Origin of the sequence: Streptomyces sp. V4I2, from assembly GCF_030817655.1 — a bacterium.
Classification (GTDB): domain Bacteria; phylum Actinomycetota; class Actinomycetes; order Streptomycetales; family Streptomycetaceae; genus Streptomyces; species Streptomyces plumbiresistens.
Genome location: NZ_JAUSZM010000003.1, coordinates 5,740,897 through 5,755,083, shown reverse-complemented (window position 1 = coordinate 5,755,083; position 14,187 = coordinate 5,740,897). Strand labels below are relative to the sequence as shown.

13 protein-coding genes and 1 pseudogene are annotated in these 14,187 nt (G+C 70.5%); 7 read left to right on the top strand and 7 right to left on the bottom strand.

Features of this window, described 5'->3' with window-relative positions; translation table 11 throughout:
- Positions 1-57: 57 nt before the first annotated feature.
- The 4 genes from QFZ76_RS27255 to QFZ76_RS27240 all read right to left on the bottom strand — a co-directional run bounded on the left by QFZ76_RS27255 (position 58) and on the right by QFZ76_RS27240 (position 4,831).
- Positions 58-735: a response regulator transcription factor gene (locus tag QFZ76_RS27255; RefSeq protein WP_307676183.1), complete on the bottom strand. Its 678-nt coding sequence runs from the start codon at positions 733-735 to the stop codon at positions 58-60.
- Positions 732-1,976, bottom strand: coding sequence for a sensor histidine kinase (locus tag QFZ76_RS27250; RefSeq protein WP_307676182.1), 1,245 nt, complete (start codon positions 1,974-1,976; stop codon positions 732-734). The genes QFZ76_RS27255 and QFZ76_RS27250 overlap by 4 nt, the downstream gene beginning before the upstream one ends.
- A 149-nt stretch (positions 1,977-2,125) precedes the next feature.
- Entirely contained in the window at positions 2,126-3,457 is a 1,332-nt protein-coding gene (locus QFZ76_RS27245) for an enolase C-terminal domain-like protein (RefSeq protein ID WP_307676181.1), read from the bottom strand.
- A gap of 36 nt (positions 3,458-3,493) precedes the next feature.
- Positions 3,494-4,831: a gluconate:H+ symporter gene (locus QFZ76_RS27240; protein WP_307676180.1), complete on the bottom strand. Its 1,338-nt coding sequence runs from the start codon at positions 4,829-4,831 to the stop codon at positions 3,494-3,496.
- Positions 4,832-4,999: 168 nt separating this feature from the next.
- Between QFZ76_RS27240 and QFZ76_RS27235 the strand changes: the two genes are divergently transcribed.
- The 3 genes and pseudogenes from QFZ76_RS27235 to QFZ76_RS27225 all read left to right on the top strand — a co-directional run.
- Positions 5,000-5,788, top strand: a complete 789-nt coding sequence (locus QFZ76_RS27235) for an IclR family transcriptional regulator (protein WP_307676179.1) — start codon at positions 5,000-5,002, stop codon at positions 5,786-5,788.
- Between the two features lie 58 nt (positions 5,789-5,846).
- Entirely contained in the window at positions 5,847-6,167 is a 321-nt protein-coding gene (locus tag QFZ76_RS27230) for a hypothetical protein (RefSeq protein WP_307676178.1), read from the top strand.
- Between the two features lie 143 nt (positions 6,168-6,310).
- Positions 6,311-6,793: pseudogene (locus QFZ76_RS27225) on the top strand (VOC family protein); the annotation flags it as partial.
- Between the two features lie 171 nt (positions 6,794-6,964).
- Here QFZ76_RS27225 and QFZ76_RS27220 read toward each other — a convergent pair.
- Both QFZ76_RS27220 and QFZ76_RS27215 read right to left on the bottom strand, forming a co-directional pair.
- Positions 6,965-8,032 carry an IS110 family transposase gene (locus tag QFZ76_RS27220; protein ID WP_307672140.1) on the bottom strand — a complete coding sequence of 356 codons (1,068 nt, stop codon included), beginning with the start codon at positions 8,030-8,032 and terminating at the stop codon, positions 6,965-6,967.
- Positions 8,033-8,635: 603 nt separating this feature from the next.
- Positions 8,636-10,300, bottom strand: coding sequence for an NAD-dependent malic enzyme (locus QFZ76_RS27215; RefSeq protein WP_307676177.1), 1,665 nt, complete (start codon positions 10,298-10,300; stop codon positions 8,636-8,638).
- 200 nt (positions 10,301-10,500) lie between these two features.
- Here QFZ76_RS27215 and QFZ76_RS27210 point away from each other — a divergent pair, with 200 nt between their 5' ends.
- Positions 10,501-10,755, top strand: coding sequence for a hypothetical protein (locus tag QFZ76_RS27210; RefSeq protein WP_307676176.1), 255 nt, complete (start codon positions 10,501-10,503; stop codon positions 10,753-10,755).
- Positions 10,756-10,980: 225 nt separating this feature from the next.
- Positions 10,981-11,778, top strand: coding sequence for a hypothetical protein (locus QFZ76_RS27205; protein ID WP_307680143.1), 798 nt, complete (start codon positions 10,981-10,983; stop codon positions 11,776-11,778).
- An 81-nt stretch (positions 11,779-11,859) separates the two neighbouring features.
- Here the strand turns inward: QFZ76_RS27205 and QFZ76_RS27200 are convergent, their stop codons facing one another.
- On the bottom strand, positions 11,860-12,336 hold the full coding sequence (locus QFZ76_RS27200) for an SRPBCC family protein (RefSeq protein ID WP_307676175.1): 477 nt from the start codon (positions 12,334-12,336) through the stop codon (positions 11,860-11,862).
- A 365-nt stretch (positions 12,337-12,701) separates the two neighbouring features.
- On the opposite strand from QFZ76_RS27200, the gene QFZ76_RS27195 reads away from it, so the two are divergent.
- Both QFZ76_RS27195 and QFZ76_RS27190 read left to right on the top strand, forming a co-directional pair.
- Positions 12,702-13,577: a hypothetical protein gene (locus QFZ76_RS27195; protein ID WP_307676174.1), complete on the top strand. Its 876-nt coding sequence runs from the start codon at positions 12,702-12,704 to the stop codon at positions 13,575-13,577.
- 223 nt (positions 13,578-13,800) lie between these two features.
- A complete protein-coding gene (locus tag QFZ76_RS27190; RefSeq protein WP_307676173.1) occupies positions 13,801-14,067 on the top strand; it encodes a hypothetical protein in 267 nt (88 codons plus the stop codon).
- Positions 14,068-14,187: the final 120 nt, after the last annotated feature.

Here is a 14,187-nt window from a genome sequence, read left to right as displayed (position 1 = left end):
ACAGACGCCCCGGCCGGCTCGACGGCTTTCCCGCGGAGGTGTTGTCCGTCACAGGTGTCAGCGGGGCGGTCGGACCGCGCCGTTCTCCCAGGCCCAGGCGGCGATCTCGACGCGGTTGCGCACACCCAGTTTGCTCTGGATGTTCGTGAGGTGCGTCTTCACCGTGGACAGGGACAGGACCAGCTCCGCGCGGATCTCCTGGTTGGTCCGGCCGACCGCCACCAGTCGCGCGACGTCCAGCTCACGGTCGGTCAGCGGGTGGGACGCCGCGCCACCGCGGTGCGCCGAGGGCGGCTGCCGGTCCTGCAGTTGCTCCAGCAGGCGCAGGGTCACGGCGGGCGAGACCAGTGCGTCGCCCCGTGCCGCGGCCCGTACGGCTTCGATGAGCAGCGCGGAACCGGCGTCCTTGAGCAGGAAGCCGCAGGCGCCGTTGCTCAGTGCGGTGTGGACGTAGTCGTCCTGGTCGAACGTGGTCACCACCACGACTCGGAGCGGGTCCAGCACGCCGGGCCCGGCCAGCGCCCGGGTGACGTCCAGGCCGTCCAGCTTCGGCATCCGGATGTCGACCAGGCAGACGTCGGGGCGCAGCCGGCGGGCCATTTCCACGCACTCGGCGCCGTCCTGCGCCTCGCCGACGACCTCGATGCCGGGCTGGGTGTTCAGGATCATGCGGAATCCGGTGCGCACCATCTCCTGGTCGTCGGCTATCAGGACCCTGGTCGCGGAGGTGCTCACGCCGGCGATCCTTCCACAGCTGTGGACAGTACGGGGAAGGCGGCGGTGACGCGCCAGCCGCCGTCCGCCGTGCCCCCCGTCTCCAGCGTGCCCTCGACCGCCTCGACGCGTTCGCGCAGGCCGACGATGCCGAAGCCGCCTCGCCCCCCGGCCGGGACGGCGGACCGTTCGCGGGGGGCGGAGTTGCGTACCTCCACCCGCAGCCGGTCGTCCTCGGCGTCGACGCGGACCGCGACCGTGGCACCGGGGGCGTGCCGGCGCACGTTGGTCAGCGCCTCCTGCACGACGCGCTGCACGGAGGTCTCCACCTCGGGCGCGAGTTTCGTCGCACGGGCCGCCGTCCCCAGGTGCAGGCTCGCGTCCTGCTCGCCGCCCGAGGAGAAGTCGGAGACCATCTTCGCGAGTTGGGGGACGAGTTCGCCGGGCCGCAGCGTGCGGTTCTCCTCTTCGCGCAGCACGCGCACCAGGCGGCGCATCGAGTCCAGCGTCTCCATCCCGGCCTTGCGGATGTTCTCGAGGATCGGGTCGACCTGGTCGGGGGCGATCGGCAGTACGGCACGGGCGGCGTCCGCCTGGACGACGATCCCGGTGACATGGTGGGCGATGAAGTCGTGCAGATCCCGGGCCAGTTCCATCCGCTCGCCCTCGCGCACGGCGACGACCGCACGGGCCCGGCGGGCGTCCAGCGACCGCAGGTAGCAGCCCAGGGCGATCGCCCCGCCGGCGGTCACCGTGATGAAGGTGGCGAAGTTGCTCGGCCAGAGCGGATCGCCCCACATCCGGTAGGGAACGACGATCGCCGCGCCGCCGAGCGTCACGACCAGCGCCACCGCGACGGCGGGTGCCGACGTCGTACGGCAGACGCGCACCAGCAGGATCAGCAGGCAGGCGAGCTCCAGGAAGCTCCACTCTTCCGGCAGCAGGTGGGTGGTGACAGCGAAGACGGTCAGCGCCAGTGAGAGGAGGGCGGTGAGCCAGGCCCGGGTCTCCAGACGTATCCAGCGGGCGGGCAGGAGCAGGATCAGGGCCGCCACGAGCCCGCTGCACAGGGGCACGACACCGAGCCGGTCCACCTCGGAGTCCGTGACCCCTGCCGGAACGTCCCATGACGACCAGGCCATCACGTCGAACAGCCACAGCAGGGCAAGACCGGCGTAGGTCGCCAACGAGACGACCGGCAGGTTCAGTTGGAGACGCCGGGTCCGAGCACGCCCTGCGGGGAACGGTGTTTTCGTGTTCACGGTCGAAGGCTAGGCAACAACGGCCGGCCGGCGGGTCGGCCGAATGGCCGAGGTGTGCCGCGGCGAATCGGCTGTCCGGCCGAGGGAAGGACCTGCCGTCCGGGCGGGATCGTCGAGGCATGCTGATCGCGGGTGCTCGACCTCATCGTCTACCGCACCAGGCAGGGGCGCTTGCCGTCGAACTCCCAGCCCGGGATGAGGTGCTGCATGGTGACGGCGTCGTCGCGTGCCCCCAACGCCTTCTCCCGGTAGAGGTCGTGGGCCGCGAGGAGCCGGTCCATGTCGAGGCGGACGCCCAGTCCCGGGCCGTCCGGGACGGCGATCTCGCCCCCGACGATGCGCGGTGGGGAGGTGGTGAGCCGTTCCAGCCCTTCCTGCCAGATCCAGTGGGTGTCCAGGGCGTTGTACTCGCCCGGGGCCGCGGCGCCGCAGTGGGTCACCATGGCCAGGGAGATGTCGAAGTGGTTGTTGGAGTGGCAGCCCCAGGTCAGGCCCATCGCGTTGCACAGCTGCGCCACGCGCACCGAGCCCTGCATGGTCCAGAAGTGGGGGTCGGCCAGCGGGATGGACACCGACTGGAGGGCCAGGGCGTGGGTCATCTGGCGCCAGTCGGTGGCGATCATGTTGGTCGCGGTGGGAAGGCCGGTGGCGCGGCGGAACTCGGCGAGGATCTCCCGTCCGGAGTAGCCGCCTTCGGCTCCGCAGGGATCCTCGGCGTAGGCGAGCGTGCCGACCAGGGGCCGGCACAGCTCGATCGCCTCACGCAGTGACCACGCGCCGTTCGGGTCGAGGGTGATCCGGGCCTCGGGGAAGCGGTCCTTGAGGGCGCGTACGGCCGCCACCTCCTCGGCACCCGCAAGGACGCCGCCCTTGAGCTTGAAGTCCCGGAACCCGTAGAGGTCGTAGGCCGCCTCGGCCTGGCGGACGATCGCCTCCGGCGACAGGGCCTCCTCGTGCCGGACCCGGTACCACTCCACCGGCGAGTCCGGTTCGCGGACGTACTCCAGGTCGGTCCGGTCCGGGTCGCCGACGTAGAAGAGATAGCCCAGCACTCTTACGGAGTCCCGCTGTTGGCCGTCTCCCAGGAGCGCGGCGACGGGCACGTCGAGGTGCTGCCCGAGGAGGTCGAGCAGCGCCGACTCGACGGCGGTGACCGTGTGAACGGTGGTCCGCAGGTCGAAGGTCTGGGCGCCCCGTCCCCCTGCGTCGCGGTCGGCGAACCGGTCGCCGATCTCGCGCAGGACACGCTTGTAGTCGCCCACCTTCGCACCGAGGACGAGGGCTTCGGCGTCGCGGAGCGTCTGGGTGATCTTCTCCCCGCCGGGCACCTCCCCCAGTCCCGTACGGCCCTCCGAGTCCTTGAGGACGACGATGTTGCGGGTGAAGTACGGGCCGTGCGCGCCGGAGAGGTTCAGCTCCATGCAGTCGCGGCCGGCGACGGGGTAGACGGCGAACTCGGTGACGGTCGGCTGACTGCTCATGATGGTCCAAGTCCCTTGTGTCATGGATGAGTCGAGTTACAGGCTGAGGACGTCGAGGGCCCACTCGGCCGCCAGGACGCCTCCCAGGCCGAGGACGGCCAGCACCGTCGTATAGGTGGTACGGACCTTGATCGCTTCGATGACGGAGAGGTTGAAGTACTCCTTGAACAGCCAGAATCCCGGGTCGTTGACGTGGGAGCACGCGATGGAACCGCAGGCGACGGCGAGCACCATCATCTCCGGGTGGACCCCGCTGCCCGCCAGGAGCGGCAGCACCACGCCGGAGGCCGTGACGACGGCGACCGTGGCCGAGCCGAGCGCGATGCGGAGGATGACGGCGACGAGCCAGGCGAGGACGATCGGCGAGATGGACCAGCCGTCCGTGGCGTCCTTGATGTAGTCGGAGATCCCGCCTTCGACGAGGACGTTCTTGAAAGCCCCGCCGGCGCCGATCACCAGGAGGATCATCGCCATCGCCTTGGCCGCCGAGGTGCAGGAGGCGCCGACCTCCTCCAGACTCCGGCCGATCCGCGGCCCGAACGCCCAGACCGCCAGGCACAGCGTCAGCAGCAGTGCGATCGGTGCCGAGCCGATGAAGGCGACGAAGTTCAGGAACGGGCTCTCGCTGGAGGTGGCCATGTCGGTCACGGCGGCGGCCACGATCAGCGCCACGGGGAAGAGCGCCACGAACAGCGACCAGCCCAGTGAGGGCATCTCCTCGTCGGTGAACTCGCGGTCGCTGACCAGGCCCTTGGGGATGGAGGGGTTCATCGCCCTGATGAACGGAAGGCGCGGCCAGGTCAGGGCGATGAGCGCGCCGGCGGGAACGGCGATGAACAGGCCGTAGAAGAGCGTCAGTCCGACGGAGGCATGGAAGGTCGCGGCGACGGCGGTGGGGCCGGGGTGCGGCGGCAGGAAGCTGTGCATGGTGGACAGGGCGATGGACATCGGCAGGCCGACCCACAGCAGCTTCGTTCCGGTGACCCTGACCAGGGTGAACGCGATCGGCACGATGATGATGAAAGCGACCTCGTAGAACATGGTCACGCCGATCAGCATGGCCGTGACCACCATGGCCACCTGGACCCAGCGCGGGCCGAAGGCGTCGAGGAGCTTGCCGGCTATCCGCTGTGCGGCGCCGGAGTCCCCCATGACACGGCCGACCATGGCGCCGAGTCCGATGGTGAGCATGGTGTCACCGATCTGGTCCCCGATGCCTTCGGAGAGGACGTCCGGGATGGTGGCCACCGGGATGCCCCGGACCAGTGCGACGCCGACCGCCACGAGCAGGAGGGCCGCGAAGCCGTTGAGCCTCAGCCTGGTCATCAGGAGAAGCAGGACCAGAACACTGATCCCGACTACGAGGAGAGGCATGGCAGTTCTCCTTTGAACTGTTGGGTGAGCAGTCGCAGGCGCCGGCGACTGTGTGGCTCATCCCCGTATGCAGATGGCGTCTACGTATGCAGATGGAGGTTAGATGGGTGAACTGAGTGGGTCAACGGGTCGGGCAGACTCGGATCGACGCGGATTTACGATGGGCCCATGTCGGAGGGGAGAGGTGTCCGCGGTGTGAAGTCGGCGGCCCGGACCGTGGCGCTGCTGGAACTGCTCGCCGCGCGGGGCGAGCAGCCCTCACGCCTGGACCAGCTCGCGGAGGAACTGGGCGTGCCGCGCAGCAGCATGTACCAGCTGCTCCAGACCCTCGTCGACTCCGGTTGGGTCCGCACCGACGCCACCGGCTCCCTCTACGGCATCGGCATCCGCGCCCTGCTCACCGGCACCAGCTACCTCGACGGCGACCGGCGCATACGTACGGTCCGCCCGTACCTCGACGAGGCGTCGGACGCGCTCGGCGAGACGATCCACATGGCACGGCTCGACGGCCCGGACGTCGTCTACCTCGCCACCCGTGAGTCCCACGAGTACCTGCGCACCATCAGCCGCGTCGGCCGCCGCGTCCCGGCCCATGCCGGCGCCCTCGGCAAGGCGCTGCTCGCCGAGCGCCCCGACGACGAACTGCCGGTCGCAGGCGGGCCGTTGACGGCCCTCACGGAGAACACGCGCACCGACCGTGCCGCACTGCTCGCCGACCTGGCCCAGGTGCGCGAGCGCGGCTACTCCATCGACCGCGAGGAGACGGTGACCGGTATCGCCGGCTTCGGCTTCGCCCTGCGGTACGACGCACCGGCCACCGACGCCATCAGCTGCTCGGTCCCGGTGGCCCGGCTGACCCGGGAACACGAGGCCCGCATCGTCTCGGTGATGCGTGAGGTACGAGCGAAGATCGAAGCCCACCTGCCGCCCGTCTCGGGCATACCCGACTGGCGCTGAGGCTGCGGGTGGTAACTGACCCGGTCACACCAAAAAATCGTGCCAGTACGCTCCGGTCATGACGGCACCTCCGACCGGCTCCGAGACAGCCCACCGCCCGACCGCGTTGCGGGGTCTCTCCCTGGCCTCGCTGGGCGTCTTCCTCCTCAGCTGGGCGCTGTGCTGGGCGAACGCGTACGTTCTCAATGACGACCTGCCGAACACCTGCGGCGACCTGCGCCGGCAGAGCTTTCCGCCGGAGGTGGCATGCGCGTCTGCGGACGGCACGCTCACCGGTGCGAACGCCGGCGGGATCGAGGTCCTGTTCTTCGCCTCACTCGTGATGTTCGTGCTGCTCACGAGCATGGTGCTGGCGCTCGCGGCCGTCCGCAGGAAGTGACGCGTACGGCGAGCTGCGGACCAGCCGCCGCAGGGCGGTGTGCACAGGATCGCGGGCATGGCATTGCGGCTTGTTCGGAGTGCGATGAACGCTCGGGACGACTCCGCGCTCGGCCGGTTCTGAGCGGAGGCGCTCGGCTGGAGTCGGTGAAGAACCGTGTGCACATCGACCTCGCCACCACCTCCGCGGACCATCAGGCGGACCTGGTCGCGCGCCTGAAGGAGCTCGGCGCGACGCCCGTCGACGTGGGCCAGGGCGATGTCCCGTGGACGGTCCTGACCGACCCGGAAGGCAACGAGTTCTGCGTGGCGGAGCCCCGGGAGATCTACCGCGACACCGGGCCGATCGCCGCGGTCGTGGCCGACTGCACCGATCCGCGGGCCATGGCCCGGTTCTGGGACGAGGCGATGGACCGGACCCTGCACGAGGTCACCGACGATCATGCAATGCTGCGCTCCGCAAAGGGCGTCGGCCCGTATCTCAAGCTCCTGCGCACACCCGACGCCCAAGACCGTGAAGCGGCGGAGGTCGTCCGGCTGCGGGCCCTCGGCGTCGCCGACTTCGACTTCGACCTCGACCTCGACCTCGGCCAGGGCAACGAGTTCGACGCCCTCGCTCCGGGCTGACGCGGAGCGTTGTTGATGACCCTGGTCACGCGGATCGAGCTGTGGCCGAGGGCATCCGGCTCCGCGCCGCCGACGCCCCGTCAGGACACGACGGGCCAGGGACGTTTGCGTCCAGACCATCTCCCTTCCAACCGTTCCTAGAGACTGAGCGGGAGAAGCTCCTATAGACCGTCAAGCGGCTTGTTTGAGCTGTTCGGCGGTGATGTGAGGGCGGGGTAGATGCTGGTAGACCTCGCGGGCGACGAACCGTTTCAAGCAGCGCATGATGTCCTTCTTGGTCATGCCTTCGGCGGTGCGTCTGGCGACGTACTCGCGGGTGCGCTGGTCGTGGCGCATGCGGACCAGCACGATCGTGTGCAGGGCCCGGTTGGCTTGGCGGTCTCCGCCCCGGTTGAGGCGGTGCCGGTTGGTGCGGCCGGAGGAGGCCGGCAGCGGGGCGGCACCGCACAGGTGGGCGAAGGATGCTTCCGAGCGCAGGCGGTCCGGGTTGTCGCCGACGGTGGTCAGCAGCTGGCCCGCGCTCTCGGGGCCGACGCCGGGCAGAGCGATCAGCCGTGGTGCGGCCCGGGTGACCAGCGGGCCCAGGTCCGCGTCGGCTTCGGCGATTTCCTCCTCCAGCCGCTGGCAGCGGCGGGCGAGCCGTCGCAGCGTGATCCTGACCGCGCAGTCCGGATCCGCGAGGTCGCCCACGGGCCGGGACCGGGCCAGGGCGTCTATCAGCTCGCCGGTGGCCAGGCCGCGCAGCCTCTCGCGCACCGCGGCCGGTGCGGTGATGATGAGCGTGCGGATCTGGTTGATGGTCTGGGTGCGGGCCTTGACGGCCGAACTGCGGGCCACCCGCAGGGTGCGGATGGCCTCCACGATCCCGTTGCGGGTCTTCGGAATGCCCGAGGCCCGGCCGGACAGCACGGCGGTCGCGGCGGCGTAGGCGTCAACCGGGTCGGACTTGCCATTGTCCCGCCTGGCCTTGCGGTCGGGTCGGTCGACCTCGATGACGGTGACACCCTTTGTGGTCAGGAAACGGGCGATCTCGGCCCCGTAGGCGCCGGTGCCCTCGATGCCTACCGCCAGAACCTCGCCGTGCGAACGCAGCCAGTGGAGCAGCTGCTCATAGCCGGCGGGACCGGTCGGGAACGGCTCGGTGGCCAGGTGCCGGCCCACGGTGTCGATCGCGGCCGCCTGGTGCAGGTCGGTGTGGGTGTCGATCCCGCCAATGACCGCTATCTCATCTGCTGCCATGCTGGACGTGCTGTCCTTCCGTACGACGCATCAGGGAGGGCACGCGCCGGTCGGGCGGACGGACAAGACAGTGATGGGACCTTTGGCCGGGCTCCTATGAGGTCACGAACGCCTGACCGGCACGCGCGCGCGGTGGCACCGCCCGACAGGCCGACGGTTCTCCCGACAGACAGCCGAAGCGCCAGTGAGTCCTTGAGTCAGACCTCCGAGCGGTGCCACCGCAATCATCACTGTGAGTCCTTTTGCCAGGACTGCTGCTCAGCCGGGTGTCCCGAACGGTGGTGGGCACCCTGGTCGTCCGCTTTCGCTCCACCACCGGGCGGCGCGCATCCGGTGCGCGGTCCGGGCAGGTGGGGGCGGGTTTCCTCACGCCTGCGGGTGTCAGGCGCCCACGGGGGAGGTGGGACCGGGGCCGGAGCCAGGGCCGGAGCCAGGGCCAGGGCCGGGGCCGGAGCCAAGGCCGGACCGGGACCGGGAGCCGGAGCCGGAGCCCGGACCGGGGCCGCCAGGTCAAAGTTGGCCGCTTCCGCCATGCACGCGTCGTCGCTTCCCAAGCCGCGGGCGCGAGTTCGGTTCTCGTGTCGCAGGCGTCGCCTCGTCCGGTCAGTCGTACTCCGGCTGCCACATGGCGTCCTGGGTCTGCTGGATCACGTCGTCGAGGCGGGCCCGGGCGACGCCCTCCGCGTCGGCGCGGCGGGCGACGGCCGTGGCGACCACGGCCGACGAGGTGCGCAGGTTCTCCACTTGCGGCAGCAGCGCGGCGCCGGGCTCCGACAGGTCGGCGAGGCCGGCGACGGCTTCCGCCGCGGCCTGGAGCATGCCGTCGGTGATCCGCTCGGCGCGGGCCACCACGGCGCCGAGCCCCAGCCCCGGGTAGAGAAGGGCGTTGTTGGCCTGGCCGATGACATAGGTGGTGCCGTCCAGCTCCACCGGAGGAACCGGGATGCCGACGGCGACCAGGGCCTTGCCGCCGGTCCACCGCAGCACGTCCGCGGGCATGGCCTCGATCTTCTCCGTGGGATTGGACAGCGGCAGCACCACCGGTCGGTCCACGTGGCGGGCCATGGAACGCACGACGTCCTCGGTGAAGGCACCGTGCTGGGTGGAGGTTCCCACCAGCACGGTCGGGTGCACATGGTCCACCACGCCTGCCAGGTCGGCCGGCCGGTCGTCGGGCCACTCGTCGTCGGGACGTGCGTACGGCTGCTGGTAGTCGCGCAGTCCCTCGGTGGAGCGTCGCAGCAGACCCTGGCGGTCCACGCACCAGATGCGGCGGGTGGCCTCCTCCCGGTCCAGTCCGTCGCGGACCATCGCGTCGCGCAGCTGGTCGGCGATGCCCACGCCCGCCGTCCCGGCGCCGAAGACCACGACCCGCTGGTCCCGCATGGGCGTACCGGTGACCCGCACCGCGTTCATGACGCAGGCCAGCGTGATCGCGCCGGTGCCCTGCATGTCGTCGTTGAACGTGCAGATCTTCTCGCCGTACTGCTGGAGGATGCGGCGGCCGTTGCCGGGGCCGAAGTCCTCCCAGTGGAGCAGCGCCTGCGGGAACAGCTCGCCCACCGCCTCCACGAAGGCGGCGACGAACGCGTCGTACGCCTCGCCGCGCACCCTGCTGTGCCGGTTGCCGATGTACAGCGGGTCGTTGAGCAGTGCCTGGTTCCCGGTGCCGACGTCGAGCATCACCGGTACCGCACGTCCCGGGTGGATGCCCGCGGCGGCGGTGTACACCGCCAGCTTTCCGACCGAGATCTGCATGCCGCCGACGCCCCAGTCGCCGATGCCGAGAAGCTGCTCCGCATCGGTCGCCACCACCAGGTCGACGTCATCGGGGCCGAGGCCGAGTGCCTGGAAGGCGGGGCGGATGTCCTGGGGGCGGTCGATGGAGAGGTAGACGCCGCGCGGGCGCCGGTACTCGTGGCTGTAGCGCTTGATCGCCTCGCCCACGGTCGGGTCGTACACGATCGGCAGCAGCTCGGTGAGGTGGTCGGTGAGCAGCCGGAAGTAGAGGACCTCGTTGCGGTCGTGGAGCTGTTCCAGGCAGACGTTCTTCGCCAGGTCGTCCGGCTGCGCCCGCAGCTGTTCCCAGGCGCGGCGCGCCTGCAGCTCCAGGGACAGCACCGCGGGCGGCAGCATCCCCACCAGGCCGTGCCGCTCCCGCTCCTCCTGAGCGAAGGCGACGCCCTTGTTGCTCAGCGGGTCGGCGAGCAGCGCGCGCCCGCCCGGTTGCTGGTGGTCGTCCTGTGCACGGTTTCGGGGCGGGGCCATCGGCTCTCCTTGCGTCGCACGACTGCCGTCGGGGCTTGTTCCTGCCGGGCCGGCTCGTTTCCTGCCAGGCGCCCCGGGTACCCCGGTCGGCACGACAGGCGCACCGGCGCTCATCCCTTTGCCGCACTTTGACGCGGCCCTTCGCGATGGACGCGGCCCTTCGCGATGAAAGAGCTGAAAGAAAAGAGGGGAATTTCCCCATGCCCAAGCCCGCCCAGCAGCAACAGCCTCCGGGTACCGAGCGGCTCGGGTGCGCCCGGAGCCTGCTGCTGCCGGCCGCGCTGGGCCGCGTACGGATCCAGGGGCCCGCCGACGTCCTCCTCGGCTACCTGCCCGACCTGGAACAGGACATCCGCACGCCGCTGCTCGCGGCCGGACACGGGGCCGCCGCCGTGGCCGCGCTCGGTGAGTGCCTCTCCCCGGTGCCGCCGGGACCGGGCGCCGGGCGGCACTGAGACGAGCGCTCCGCCGGGACGGTCGCGGTTCAAGACGGCGCATCGACGAACCGCCGTCCACAGCCGATGTGTTGCTGTGTCACGGCTGTGCCACGGCGGTGTCCTGAAGGGAAGACGGGCGTGACCTGCGGGCTCTCGGACCCCTCATAGTCAGCACAGAGCGGGAAACCGGTGGGGAACGTCGCCGGCTCCCCACTGCCCCTGCCTCGGAAGGAACCTCCCGTGATGAACCGCCACCTGCGCAAGGCCGTCGTCGCCGCTGCCGCGATCACCGCCGGACTGCTGATGACGGCCTGCCAGAACGGCACCGCCGACAGCTCGTCCGGCACGAGCCCGGCGGACACGGCAAGCCCGGTGGCGGCCGCGGAGAAGGCCTCGGACTCCAAGGACTCCAAGGGCGTCAGCGGCTCGTTCAAGAACGGCAAGGTCACCTACCTCGCCCCGGGCAAGTACATCGTGTCCGTACCGGGCAAGGAGGACCAGCAGTTCTGGGTCGCCGACGACACCGAGGTCTACGGCGCCGGCACGATATGCGGCGAGGCGGGCTCCAAGGTGGACGCGCCGTGCACACCCGACCAGCTGGAGGCGGCCCTCAAGAAGGGTGCCGTGAACGCCGACGTGGAGATGAAGAACGGCGCGGCGACCCTGGTGACCGAGCGCCGCGCCCCTCAGCAGGACACCGGATCCGACGCCGGCTCCGACTCCGACTCTCGCGAGACTGTCATCGAGGGCATCAACGAGGGCAAGGGCGTCAACGGCACCTGGTTCGGCAACGTCTCCTACCTGGCGCCGGGCAAGTACACCGTCTCCGACATGAAGGGCACCGAGCAGCAGTTCCTCGTCGCCGAGGACACCGAGATCTGGGGCTACGGCGACATCTGCGGCGACACGAACACGGGCGAGGGCGGCCAGGGCGGCATCGAGTGCACCGAGGCCGAACTGGAGACGGCCGCCAAGAAGGGCTTCAGCGCCGAGGTCGAGATCAGCAACGGCATCGCTACCACCATCACCGACGACCACTGAGCACACCGCGCGGCAGGTCCGCGGCTCGTCGCCCCGCCCTCCGCCCCGGACCCCCTGCGTGGTCCGGGGCGTCTTCGGGTGTCAGAGGGCCGAACCGGGGTTCTCGGGCCGGATCCGTCCTCGCCAGGCGCCTGTCTCTCCCCCGCGCCCTTCGATGTAGTCCTTGAAGCGGTGCAGGTCTCCCTTCACCCGGCGATCGATCATGCCGAGCATGTCCCCGCCCTTCTCGACCATGCCGGAGGGCTCGACGTCCATGGTCAGTTCCACCCGGGTGTGCGTGTCGTCGAGCCGCTCGAACCTGACCGATCCCCGCTGCCGGACATCGCCCTCGACGACCCGCCACGTGATCCGGTCGTCCGGCAGCTGGTCGACGATCTCCGTGTCGAACTCGCGCTGCACTCCCCCGATCTTGGTCTTCCAGTGGTTGTGCCGCTCGTCGAGCTGGCGCACCTCCTCGACGCCCTCCATGAAGTTCGGGAACTCCTCGAACTGCGTCCACTGGTTGTAGGCGGTGTGGACGGGAACCTCGACGTCTACTGCTTCCTTCACCGTGCTCACGGGCTCCTCCTCGCTGAGAGTCGTCGACGGTCGTTGCGCACGCCGCCGAGTACCCGTGCGCCGGGGTACGAAGACCCACATACCGCACCGAATCGCGTATCACCGCAGGAGGACGCCACCGGTACGGTCCCGCGAGCCCGGAGCCGTACCGGGTCGGCGGTCGGGGCCGGGTCGGCGGTCGGGGCCGGGTCGGCCGCGTACGGCACTTACACGCGAGCCCGGGAATCCCCGCAGGAGTTCCGCACAGCCTCCACATAGCGTTTCTGAAGCGTCGCTACTGTGTGCTGGCCGCTCGATCCCACGTACGAACGTGACCGGGCCGCGGCCCGGTGGGTCGACGGCATGTCAACTCAGGAAGACCGCACATGGACTACTGCTCCACATGCCGCCGGCATCTCAACGGCGCCCTGGTGTGCCCCGGGTGCGGTGCCTACGCCCCGGACATCGCTCCGACCACCGCCGGCGGCCGCATCGTCCCGGCCCCGGCCACCACGGTGACCTCCGTGACCACGGGTGCGGCAGCGGCATCGGAGCCCATGGCCTTCGGCGCGTGGCACGGTCGCGACGGCCGACTGCGTCACGAGGTGGCGGCCGGGGGCGGCATGGACGAGGTCCCGCAGAGCGACCCGACCGGCGGTCCTGAGGGCGGGCCGAGCGCGCCGCAGGGGCGGGCCGCGCGGCGTCGCCAGCGTGCCCGCTGGAAGAAGAACCAGCGCAAGGCCGTGGTCGCGACCGCGGTCGCGCTCATCGGCGGCGGACTGACCCTGGCCTCCATGGACCGGCAGTCCGGCGACCGGACACAGGCGGCCACGGCGCCGAAGGACCCGGCCATGGGGGCCGTCGAGGAACAGGCGGCACAGGACGCCCGCCCGACGTCGACACAGCCCGACATACAGCGCTCCTCGCCCACATCTCCCGCACAGTCGCCCGCGTCCGACCGCCCGGGCCGACAGCAGGCCACCGCCTCCCTCCCCACCACTCCGCCGAACACCCGGCCGGACGCGGCTGCCCCGCCTCGTACGACGGAAATGTCGCAGCCTCAGCCGCAGACCACTGCCCCGTCCTCGGACGGAACGGTGTCCGACCGCACCGACACGGCCGATTCGACGTCTGCGCAGACGCCCGCGCCCGCCGCCACCGGCGGTTCCGACTCCACGGAGTCGGGAACGTCGCCGGCGAGCACCGCGCCGGCCACGACGTCGCCGCCGCAGGTCTGCCTGCTCGTACTGTGCATCGGCTGACCGCGCGGCACGGGAAACCAGCCCGCTCCTGCGGTCGGTGCCCGCGTACCTCCCCATAAGAGCGGGCGCCTCGACGCCGGCTCGCCGGACTCTGTCGCCGGACTCTGTCGCCGCACTCTGTCGCACGACCAGCCGCCGCGCCCGCCCGCGGCCCCCTTCGGTGGCGCACCCCGCGCCGACAGAGGACGCTGGATGCAGGGGAAACGCGATGGAGAGACACCCCATGGCTCAGACCAGCTCAGACCACAAGGCGCACACGCCGTTTCTTTCCCGCCCCGGTGTCCGCCGCCTCGCACCGTTCGTTCTGATCACCGCGATCGCTCTGGTCTTCATCTTCGAGAACCGCGAGAGCGTGGAGATCCGCCTTCTCGTCCCAGAGGTGACCATGCCCCTGTGGGGCGCCCTTCTGATCGCCTGGGGCCTCGGCATGCTCGCCTGCGCCGTCACAGTGCGTCGGCGCCGCAGCCGGCATACACGACGGCCTCAGTAGGTTCCCGCGCCGTCTGCGACCCTGCGAGTTCAGGGGCCGCGGGATCTTGACCCGGGTTTGCTCAGCACGTACGTTCCCTGCGTCGGTGAGTAAACGGTTACTACCTGATTACCCTCAATG

Excerpts from the sequence above, each read along its gene's own strand:
- QFZ76_RS27245 (WP_307676181.1), bottom strand. The coding sequence starts at position 3,457 with ATGAGCAGTCAGCCGACCGTCACCGAGTTCGCCGTCTACCCCGTCGCC.
- QFZ76_RS27240 (WP_307676180.1), bottom strand. The coding sequence starts at position 4,831 with ATGCCTCTCCTCGTAGTCGGGATCAGTGTTCTGGTCCTGCTTCTCCTG.
- QFZ76_RS27235 (WP_307676179.1), top strand. The coding sequence starts at position 5,000 with ATGTCGGAGGGGAGAGGTGTCCGCGGTGTGAAGTCGGCGGCCCGGACC.
- QFZ76_RS27230 (WP_307676178.1), top strand. The coding sequence starts at position 5,847 with ATGACGGCACCTCCGACCGGCTCCGAGACAGCCCACCGCCCGACCGCG.
- QFZ76_RS27220 (WP_307672140.1), bottom strand. The coding sequence starts at position 8,032 with ATGGCAGCAGATGAGATAGCGGTCATTGGCGGGATCGACACCCACACC.
- QFZ76_RS27215 (WP_307676177.1), bottom strand. The coding sequence starts at position 10,300 with ATGGCCCCGCCCCGAAACCGTGCACAGGACGACCACCAGCAACCGGGC.
- QFZ76_RS27210 (WP_307676176.1), top strand. The coding sequence starts at position 10,501 with ATGCCCAAGCCCGCCCAGCAGCAACAGCCTCCGGGTACCGAGCGGCTC.
- QFZ76_RS27205 (WP_307680143.1), top strand. The coding sequence starts at position 10,981 with ATGAACCGCCACCTGCGCAAGGCCGTCGTCGCCGCTGCCGCGATCACC.
- QFZ76_RS27195 (WP_307676174.1), top strand. The coding sequence starts at position 12,702 with ATGGACTACTGCTCCACATGCCGCCGGCATCTCAACGGCGCCCTGGTG.
- QFZ76_RS27190 (WP_307676173.1), top strand. The coding sequence starts at position 13,801 with ATGGCTCAGACCAGCTCAGACCACAAGGCGCACACGCCGTTTCTTTCC.